The organism is Citrobacter sp. wls613 (genome assembly GCF_005281195.1).
In the GTDB taxonomy this organism is placed as follows: domain Bacteria; phylum Pseudomonadota; class Gammaproteobacteria; order Enterobacterales; family Enterobacteriaceae; genus Citrobacter; species Citrobacter gillenii.
Map to the genome: position 1 here is coordinate 196661 of NZ_SZXN01000056.1, position 8696 is coordinate 205356.

The window sequence follows — 8696 nt, forward strand, 5'->3', positions numbered from 1 at the left end:
TCTCCTAAGCAGTAAATTGGGCCGCATCTCGTGGATTAGCAGATTGTTTTTTCTTCAATGAACTTGTTAACCAGCGTCATTAACTCGTCCGTTGTCGGTTGAGCAAGAGCCTGCTCTGCTAACACCTTCGCATCTTCGAAGTTCGTGTTACGGATAATCTTCTTAATGCGCGGGATAGAAATGGCGCTCATAGAGAATTCGTCCAGACCCATCCCCAGCAACAGAAGTGTAGCACGTTCGTCGCCTGCAAGCTCACCACACATGCCGGTCCATTTGCCTTCAGCATGAGAAGCATCAATAACTTGCTTGATCAGCGTCAGAACAGATGGCGACATCGGTTGGTAAAGGTGGGAAATCATATCATTACCACGGTCAACTGCCAGGGTGTACTGCGTTAAATCATTGGTGCCGATACTAAAGAAGTCAACTTCTTTGGCTAAATGACGTGCAATGGTTGCCGCAGCCGGTGTTTCCACCATCACGCCAATCTCAATGGTTTCGTCAAATGCTTTGCCTTCGTCACGCAGTTCCTGTTTGTAGATTTCGATCTCTTTGCGCAGTGCGCGTACTTCTTCAACAGAGATGATCATCGGGAACATGATGCGCAGTTTGCCGAAAGCAGAGGCACGCAGGATGGCGCGAACCTGGTCACGCAGGATTTCTTTACGATCCAGCGCGATACGAATAGCACGCCAGCCCAGGAACGGGTTTTCTTCTTTCGGGAAATTCATGTACGGCAGCTCTTTATCGCCGCCAATGTCCATGGTACGCACGATGACCGCCTGCGAGCCACAGGCTTCAGCAACGGCTTTATACGCAGCAAACTGTTCTTCTTCAGTTGGCAGCGAGTCACGGTCCATAAACAGGAATTCGGTACGATACAGACCCACGCCTTCAGCGCCATTACGCTCAGCGCCTTCAACGTCACGCACGGTACCGATGTTGGCGCACACTTCAACCTGATGACCGTCCAGCGTGATAGCTGGCAGATCTTTCAGCTTAGCGAGTTCCGCTTTCTCGGTAGCAACTTGCTCCTGAACGGCACGCAGTTGCTCAATAACGTCGTTGGTTGGATTGACGTAAACCAGATTGTTTACGGCATCCAGAATCAGATAGTCGTCGTTTTTCACCTGAGAGGTGACGCTGCCGGTACCCACGATGGCAGGCAGTTCCAGAGAACGCGCCATGATTGAGGTATGGGAAGTACGTCCACCCGCGTCAGTGATGAAACCCAGCACCTTATTCAGGTTCAGCTGTGCGGTTTCTGACGGTGTCAGATCGGCGGCAACCAGGATAACTTCGTCCTGAATAGCGCTCAGATCAATAATTGCCAGACCCAGGATGTTACGCAGCAGGCGTTTACCGATGTCACGTACGTCAGCCGCACGTTCTTTCAGGTATTCATCATCCAGCTCTTCCAGAGCGGTGGCCTGACCTTCGATAATTTCATGCGCAGCTGCGTCAGCCGTCATGTGCTTATCTTTAATCAGGGCTATGATTTCCTGCTCCAGCTCCTCATCTTCGAGCAGCATGATATGCCCTTCAAAGATGGCTTCTTTTTCTTCACCGAACGTTTCACCAGCTTTGGTTTTGATCGCTTCCAGTTGCGCAGATGCCTTGGCACGACCGCTCAGAAAACGTTCAACTTCCTGATCAACCTTGTCGGCAGAAATTTTTTTCCGGTCAATGACGATTTCGTCTTCTTTCAGCAGCAGTGCTTTGCCGAAAGCGATACCCGGGGATGCTAAAATGCCTGAAATCATAACCCTACCTTACTTGTGACTGATATTGAAAAGAACTCGTTGAACTTACTCGAGTTCAGCCATCAGTTTAACCAGATGCTCAACTGCTTTCTGCTCGTCTTCGCCTTCTGCGGAAAGGGTAACAACGGTGCCCTGAGTCAGGCCCAGAGTCTGCAGTTTAAACAGGCTTTTGGCGCTAGCGCTTTTGCCGTTGGAAGTCACAGTAATTTCAGACGTAAAGCCTTTTGCTTCTTTAACGAACTGAGCAGCAGGGCGAGTATGCAGACCGTTCGGAGCGGTAATGGTAACTTCTTGCTGGAACATTATATTTCCCCAACTTATAGGTTTAGTGTTGTGGAACTAAAGTCTAGCCTGGCGGCTCAACTTTAGCCTGTATTGTTAGCGTCGACCTAAACAGGTCGCGACACAAAAGGAGTTCGGTGCAATCCGTTGCGGGCAACTTCTTGCCACTGACGTTTCTTTCGTCATTAAACATTATGCCGCGAAAGGAAGAATTGAACCAAATCATTAAATCGATTCAGCTCGCGCTTTTCCTGTAACGATTAATTTCGCGCATCAAAATAATTAGTTTGGTTAAATACCAGTTCCGGCGGGTTGAATCAATGCCAGGTGGGGCGAAACTTTGAAGCAGGCCACAAAAAAGCACCCAAAAGGGTGCTTTTTTACGCGTTTTTAACATGCTGGCATTACTGTTGCAGTTCTTTCTCAGTAAAGAGATCGGCAAACAGTGCAGTGCTCAGATAACGCTCACCCGATGACGGTAGAATAACCACTATATTCTTATTGGTAAAGGTTTCATCTTCCTGGAGTTTAAGCGCGGCAGCAACCGCGGCTCCTGAAGAGATACCTGCCAGAATACCTTCTTCTTCCATCAAGCGACGCGCGGTAGAGATAGCCTCGTCGTTAGTGATGGCGACCACTTTATCAATCAGTTTCAGATCGAGGTTGCCCGGAATGAAACCAGCGCCAATGCCCTGAATTTTATGTGGGCCAGGCTTGAGTTCTTCACCCGCCAACGCCTGAGCGATGACCGGAGAATCTGTCGGTTCTACGGCAACGGTGATCAAATCCGCTTTGCCTTTGGTTCCTTTGATATAACGGGAAACGCCGGTCAGCGTACCGCCGGTGCCAACGCCGGAGATAAACACATCCACCTGACCATCGGTGTCTTCCCAGATTTCCGGGCCGGTGGTTTTTTCGTGAATTTCCGGGTTAGCCGGGTTACTGAATTGCTGAAGCAGCAGGAATTTTTCCGGATTGCTGGCAACAATTTCTTCTGCTTTCTGAATCGCGCCCTTCATGCCTTTTGCGCCTTCAGTCAGCACCAGATTTGCACCCAGCGCTTTCAGCAGCTTACGACGCTCAATACTCATCGTTTCCGGCATCGTCAGGGTCAGCTTGTAACCGCGCGCGGCAGCAACGTAGGCAAGGGCAATACCGGTGTTACCGCTGGTCGGTTCAACCAGTTCAATACCCGGTTTCAGCACACCACGTTTTTCGGCATCCCAAATCATATTGGCACCGATACGGCATTTGACGCTAAAGCTCGGGTTGCGTGATTCTACCTTCGCCAGAATGCGTCCGTTACCGATACGGTTCAGTCGAACCAGCGGCGTATGACCGATAGTCAGCGAGTTGTCTTCAAAAATCTTACTCATGGCCTGTCCTTAACTGTATGAAATTGGGATACCGCATCAGCATACCTGTTGAGAAAGTATGGGGAAGTAAGGAAATCGCATATCTATATGCTGATGAGAAATAATGCCTTGCAGTATGGAATAAGAACGGGCATAAGACGGCCCGCATTTACACATTTTTGCATTACTTCCATAACGCGTGCTTAGCACGATAGCAATCTACCCACATTGCGGTGGCACCGCAAACGGCAACCGGCATGATGAACATGTTGAGCACAGGGATCAGGGTGAACAGGCTGGTCAGCGCGCCAAACTGCATATTGGTGACTTTGCGCGTGCGCAGGGCGGTACGCATCTCTTTGAACGGCACTTTGTGGTTATCAAACGGGTAATCACAATATTGGATAGCCAGCATCCACGCGCTAAACAGGAACCACAGTACTGGCGCAACGGTCTGTCCAATGCCGGGGATAAAATAGAGCAGCAGCAGTACGACTGCGCGCGGAAGGTACCAGGCCAGTTTTTGCCATTCACGTTTCATAATACGCGGAACATCTTTCATAATACCGAGCACGCCGGTGTCGGGTGGCGTTGCGCCGGTCAGTCGCGCTTCCAGTTGTTCAGCCAGTAAGCCGTTAAACGGTGCCGCGATCCAGTTGGCAAGCGTGGAGAAAAAATAGCCAAATACCAGCAGCACGGAGAATGTCACAATGGGCCACAGCAAATAACTGAGCCACTGTAGCCAGTCCGGAACATGACTCATTAGAGCGGGTATCCAGCTATCCAGTTGGCTAAATAACCACCAGAACGCGCCCCCCATCAGCAAAATGTTCACCAGCAACGGCAGGAGAACAAAGCGACGGATCCCCGGTTGGCTGATGAGCTTCCATCCCTGAGAAAAATAATAAAAACCGCTGCGTGGTACACTTGCAGATGATGAAACCATAGTCGGGACATGCTCCTTGTGGTCTAAGTCCAGGTCAACTTCGCGTATATTACCGGGTTGTTGAGCGTTAGGCTGTTCAGAAATGTTCGAAAAAACAGCAAAAAGCACGATTTTATTCATCTTTATGCTGTGAAAGCCAAGAGTACACTTGCACTAGACGTAATCGGCAAATACTCTTAGTGAGTAAATGTTTGCCGTGGTGGCAAGGTGTTAGAACAACAGAGAATATAATGATGCAGGATTTGCGTCTGATATTAATCATTGTTGGCGCGATCGCCATAATCGCTTTACTGGTACATGGTTTCTGGACTAGCCGTAAAGAACGGTCTTCTATATTCCGCGATCGCCCACTGAAACGCATGAAGTCTAAACGTGATGACGAGGATTCTATCGACGATAACGTCGAGGAAGACGAAGGCGTGGGCGAAGTCCGCGTACATCGTGTGAATCATGCTCCCGGCAGCGGTCAGGAACATGGTGTTCCTCCTCAGTCGCCGCAACACCAGTACCAGCCGCCTTATGCGTCTGCTCAGCCGCGTCAACCCGCGCAGCAGCCCGCTGAAGCGCCGGTACCGCCGCCGCATGTTCAGCCTGTGCAGCAGCCTGTACAACCGGTGTCGCATCAGCCTGTACCACAGCAGCCGATGCAGCACCAGCCGGTCGCGCCGCAAGTTCAGCAGCCGGTGCAGCATGCGCCACAGCCTGCACCGCAGGCCTTCCAGCCAGCCGAGCCTGTCGTTGAGCAACCGCAGCCAGAGCCGGTCGTTGAGCCAGCGCCCGTTGTGGAAAAACCGCAGCCTAAAGAAACGGTCATTATTATGAACGTGGCGGCACATCATGGCAGCGAACTCAATGGCGAAGTGCTGCTCAACAGCATTCAGCAGGCAGGCTTTAAATTTGGCGATATGAATATTTTCCATCGTCATCTGAGCCCCGATGGCAGCGGCCCGTCACTGTTCAGTCTGGCCAATATGGTGAATCCGGGGACATTCGACCCTGAGATGACCGGCGATTTCACTACGCCTGGCGTGACTATCTTTATGCAGGTGCCGTCCTACGGGGACGAGCTGCAAAACTTTAAGCTGATGCTGCAGTCAGCGCAGCACATCGCCGATGAAGTGGGTGGTGTGGTGCTCGACGATCAACGTCGCATGATGACGCCGCAGAAACTGCGCGAGTATCAGGACCGCATCCGCGACGTTATAGAATCTCACGCCTGATTGCCCTCTGGCGTGACATCTCCTTTCTGAACCCCCGCCTGTCGGGGGTTTTTTATCATTGATGGTGCGATATGGAATCAATCGAACAACAACTGACAGAACTGCGAACCACGCTTCGCCATCATGAGTATCTTTACCATGTGATGGACGCACCGGACATTCCCGATGCGGAATATGATCGCCTGATGCGCGAACTGCGTGAACTGGAAGCTCAGCACCCGGATTTGATTACGCCCGACTCGCCGACGCAACGCGTCGGTGCGGCTCCGCTGGCGTCCTTCAGTCAGATACGTCATGAAGTGCCGATGTTGTCGCTGGACAACGTATTTGATGAAGAGAGTTTTCTCGCGTTCAATAAACGCGTACAGGACCGACTGAAGAGTACGGATAAGCTGACCTGGTGCTGTGAACTGAAGCTGGACGGTCTGGCGGTAAGCATTCTGTATGAAAACGGCGTGCTGGTCAGCGCGGCAACGCGCGGTGATGGCACGACCGGTGAAGACATTACCTCGAATGTGCGTACCATTCGCGCGATCCCGCTCAAGCTGCGTGGCGACAATATTCCAACGCGTCTGGAAGTACGTGGCGAAGTTTTTTTGCCGCAGGCGGGTTTTGAAAAAATCAATGAAGACGCGCGTCGTACTGGCAATAAAGTGTTTGCTAACCCACGTAACGCGGCAGCCGGTTCATTACGCCAGCTCGATCCGCGTATCACGGCGAAGCGACCGCTGACCTTCTTCTGCTATGGCGTCGGCGTGCTGGAAGGGGGTGAACTGCCGGATACCCATTTGGGCCGTTTGCTGCAATTCAAAGCGTGGGGACTTCCGGTCAGCGACAGAGTCACGTTGTGCGACTCTCCGGAGGAAGTACTTGCTTACTATCATCAGGTTGAAGCAGACCGACCAACGCTCGGCTTCGACATTGATGGCGTGGTGATTAAGGTCAACTCGCTGGCGCTGCAGGAGCAATTGGGCTTTGTGGCCCGTGCGCCGCGCTGGGCGGTGGCGTTTAAGTTCCCGGCGCAGGAACAGATGACCTTTGTGCGCGACGTTGAGTTTCAGGTCGGGCGTACCGGGGCGATTACGCCCGTCGCTCGCCTGGAGCCGGTACAGGTAGCGGGGGTGCTGGTCAGTAACGCCACGCTGCACAACGCCGATGAAATCGATCGTCTGGGTTTACGCATTGGTGACAAGGTGGTGATTCGCCGCGCGGGTGATGTGATCCCGCAGGTGGTGAACGTGGTGCTTTCCGAGCGCCCCGAAGAGACGCGTGAAATCGTCTTCCCAACCCATTGCCCGGTGTGTGGTTCTGACGTTGAGCGTGTGGAAGGTGAAGTCGTTACCCGCTGCACCGGTGGTCTCATTTGCGGTGCACAGCGTAAAGAATCCCTCAAGCATTTTGTTTCGCGTCGGGCGCTGGATGTGGACGGCATGGGCGATAAGATTATCGATCAGCTGGTCGAGAAAGAGTATGTCCATACGCCAGCCGATCTGTTCCAGTTAACGGCCGGTAAGTTGACGGGGCTGGATCGCATGGGGCCGAAGTCGGCACAAAACGTGGTCAACGCGCTGGAAAAAGCCAAACAAACCACGTTTGCCCGCTTTCTCTATGCGTTGGGTATCCGTGAAGTGGGCGAAGCCACGGCCGCAGGTCTGGCAAGCTATTTCGGTACGTTGGATGCGCTGGAAGCGGCGTCTATTGAGGAGCTACAAAAAGTCCCTGACGTCGGCATTGTGGTGGCCACTCACGTGTTTAACTTCTTTGCCGAAGAGAGCAACCGTGAGGTCATTGGCCAGCTACTGGCACAGGGCATTCACTGGCCTGCGCCGGTGGTCATCAACGCCGAAGAGATCGACAGCCCGTTTGCCGGGAAAACGGTGGTACTGACGGGAAGCCTGAGCCAGATGTCGCGCGATGACGCCAAAGCCCGGTTGACCGAACTGGGGGCGAAAGTGGCGGGCAGCGTGTCGAAGAAAACCGATCTGGTGATTGCCGGTGAAGCCGCAGGCTCCAAGCTTGCCAAAGCACAGGAGCTGGGTATCGCTGTGATTGATGAAGCGGAGATGATCCGCTTACTGGGCGCCTGAGATGGAAAAAGAGCAACTGATTGACATCGCTAATACCGTCATGCCCTTTGGCAAATACAAAGGGCGTCGGTTGATTGATGTGCCGGAAGAGTATCTGCTGTGGTTTGCCCGTAAGGATGAATTTCCACCGGGCAAACTGGGCGAGCTGATGCAAATTACGTTGCTGATTAAAACTGAGGGGCTGACGCAGCTGGTACAGCCCCTAAAACGTCCGCTTTAAGCCTTTGCGGCGCGGCCTTCCTGCTGCGCCTGCAAGGCGTCAGTTTGTCGCTTATAGCGACGAGCCAGCACCGCGCAGACCATCAGCTGGATTTGATGGAATATCATCAACGGCAGCACCATCATGCCGATCACCGACGTCGGGAACAGAATGTTTGCCATGGGGATCCCGTTCGCCAGGCTCTTTTTCGACCCGCAGAATACAATGGTGATTTCATCGGCCTTATTGAAACCGCATTTACGCGCCACAAAGACATTTATCCCGATCACAATAGCCAGCAGTACGACGCTGACTACCACGATAAACAACAGTGAACCTACCCCGACTTTGTGCCAGATCCCATTCACCACGGCTTCGCTGAAGGCAGAATAAACCACCAGCAGAATCGAAGACTGGTCCGTTTTAGCGATCCATTTTTTATGTTGTGACACCCAGTTACCAATCCACGGGCGTGAAAGATGCCCCAGCACGAACGGCAGCAGCAGTTGCAGCATAATTTTACCCACCTGCTCAAGGCTGCCTTCTGCGCCATGCATATTCATCACCAGACCGACCAACAACGGTGAGAGAAAAATACCCAACAGGCTGGAGGCGGAGGCAGAGCACACGGCGGCGGCCACGTTACCACCGGCCAGCGAGGTAAAGGCAATCGCCGACTGCACCGTGGCAGGCAAAATGCACAGATACAGGAAACCCGTGTACAGCATCGGATCGACGTTAACCGGTGCCCACCAGGCAAACAACACGCCCAGCACTGGGAAGACGACAAAGGTGCTGCACATCACCCACAGATGCAACCGCCAGTGGCTACCGCCGGCAATAA

Annotated in this window: 8 protein-coding genes; 3 read left to right on the plus strand and 5 right to left on the minus strand. The window is 52.7% G+C overall.

Annotation, left to right across the window (positions count from 1 at the left end; genetic code table 11):
* Positions 1-35: 35 nt before the first annotated feature.
* The 4 genes from ptsI to cysZ all read right to left on the minus strand — a co-directional run bounded on the left by ptsI (position 36) and on the right by cysZ (position 4346).
* A complete protein-coding gene (gene ptsI / locus FDX01_RS11045; protein ID WP_096756254.1) occupies positions 36-1763 on the minus strand; it encodes a phosphoenolpyruvate-protein phosphotransferase PtsI in 1728 nt (575 codons plus the stop codon).
* A 45-nt stretch (positions 1764-1808) separates the two neighbouring features.
* Complete coding sequence (ptsH, locus tag FDX01_RS11050) at positions 1809-2066, minus strand: phosphocarrier protein Hpr (protein ID WP_002913505.1); 258 nt, start codon at positions 2064-2066, stop codon at positions 1809-1811.
* A gap of 383 nt (positions 2067-2449) precedes the next feature.
* Entirely contained in the window at positions 2450-3421 is a 972-nt protein-coding gene (gene cysK, locus FDX01_RS11055) for a cysteine synthase A (RefSeq protein WP_115257833.1), read from the minus strand.
* Positions 3422-3584: 163 nt separating this feature from the next.
* Positions 3585-4346, minus strand: coding sequence for a sulfate transporter CysZ (gene cysZ / locus FDX01_RS11060; RefSeq protein ID WP_115257834.1), 762 nt, complete (start codon positions 4344-4346; stop codon positions 3585-3587).
* 230 nt (positions 4347-4576) lie between these two features.
* On the opposite strand from cysZ, the gene zipA reads away from it, so the two are divergent.
* The 3 genes from zipA to FDX01_RS11075 all read left to right on the plus strand — a co-directional run bounded on the left by zipA (position 4577) and on the right by FDX01_RS11075 (position 7873).
* Positions 4577-5566: a cell division protein ZipA gene (gene zipA / locus FDX01_RS11065; RefSeq protein WP_115257835.1), complete on the plus strand. Its 990-nt coding sequence runs from the start codon at positions 4577-4579 to the stop codon at positions 5564-5566.
* Between the two features lie 71 nt (positions 5567-5637).
* Positions 5638-7653 (plus strand): NAD-dependent DNA ligase LigA, encoded by a 2016-nt coding sequence (ligA, locus tag FDX01_RS11070; RefSeq protein ID WP_115257836.1) that lies wholly within the window; start codon positions 5638-5640, stop codon positions 7651-7653.
* 1 nt (position 7654) lies between these two features.
* Complete coding sequence (locus FDX01_RS11075) at positions 7655-7873, plus strand: DUF3820 family protein (protein ID WP_045445890.1); 219 nt, start codon at positions 7655-7657, stop codon at positions 7871-7873.
* Here the strand turns inward: FDX01_RS11075 and FDX01_RS11080 are convergent.
* Positions 7870-8696 (minus strand): bile acid:sodium symporter family protein (locus tag FDX01_RS11080; protein WP_249360948.1); only part of this gene is annotated, 827 nt, incomplete at its 5' end. The two genes, FDX01_RS11075 and FDX01_RS11080, sit on opposite strands and share 4 nt — an antisense overlap.

Excerpts from the sequence above, each read along its gene's own strand:
- cysZ (WP_115257834.1), bottom strand. The coding sequence starts at position 4,346 with ATGGTTTCATCATCTGCAAGTGTACCACGCAGCGGTTTTTATTATTTT.
- ptsI (WP_096756254.1), bottom strand. The coding sequence starts at position 1,763 with ATGATTTCAGGCATTTTAGCATCCCCGGGTATCGCTTTCGGCAAAGCA.
- zipA (WP_115257835.1), top strand. The coding sequence starts at position 4,577 with ATGATGCAGGATTTGCGTCTGATATTAATCATTGTTGGCGCGATCGCC.
- ptsH (WP_002913505.1), bottom strand. The coding sequence starts at position 2,066 with ATGTTCCAGCAAGAAGTTACCATTACCGCTCCGAACGGTCTGCATACT.
- FDX01_RS11075 (WP_045445890.1), top strand. The coding sequence starts at position 7,655 with ATGGAAAAAGAGCAACTGATTGACATCGCTAATACCGTCATGCCCTTT.
- ligA (WP_115257836.1), top strand. The coding sequence starts at position 5,638 with ATGGAATCAATCGAACAACAACTGACAGAACTGCGAACCACGCTTCGC.
- cysK (WP_115257833.1), bottom strand. The coding sequence starts at position 3,421 with ATGAGTAAGATTTTTGAAGACAACTCGCTGACTATCGGTCATACGCCG.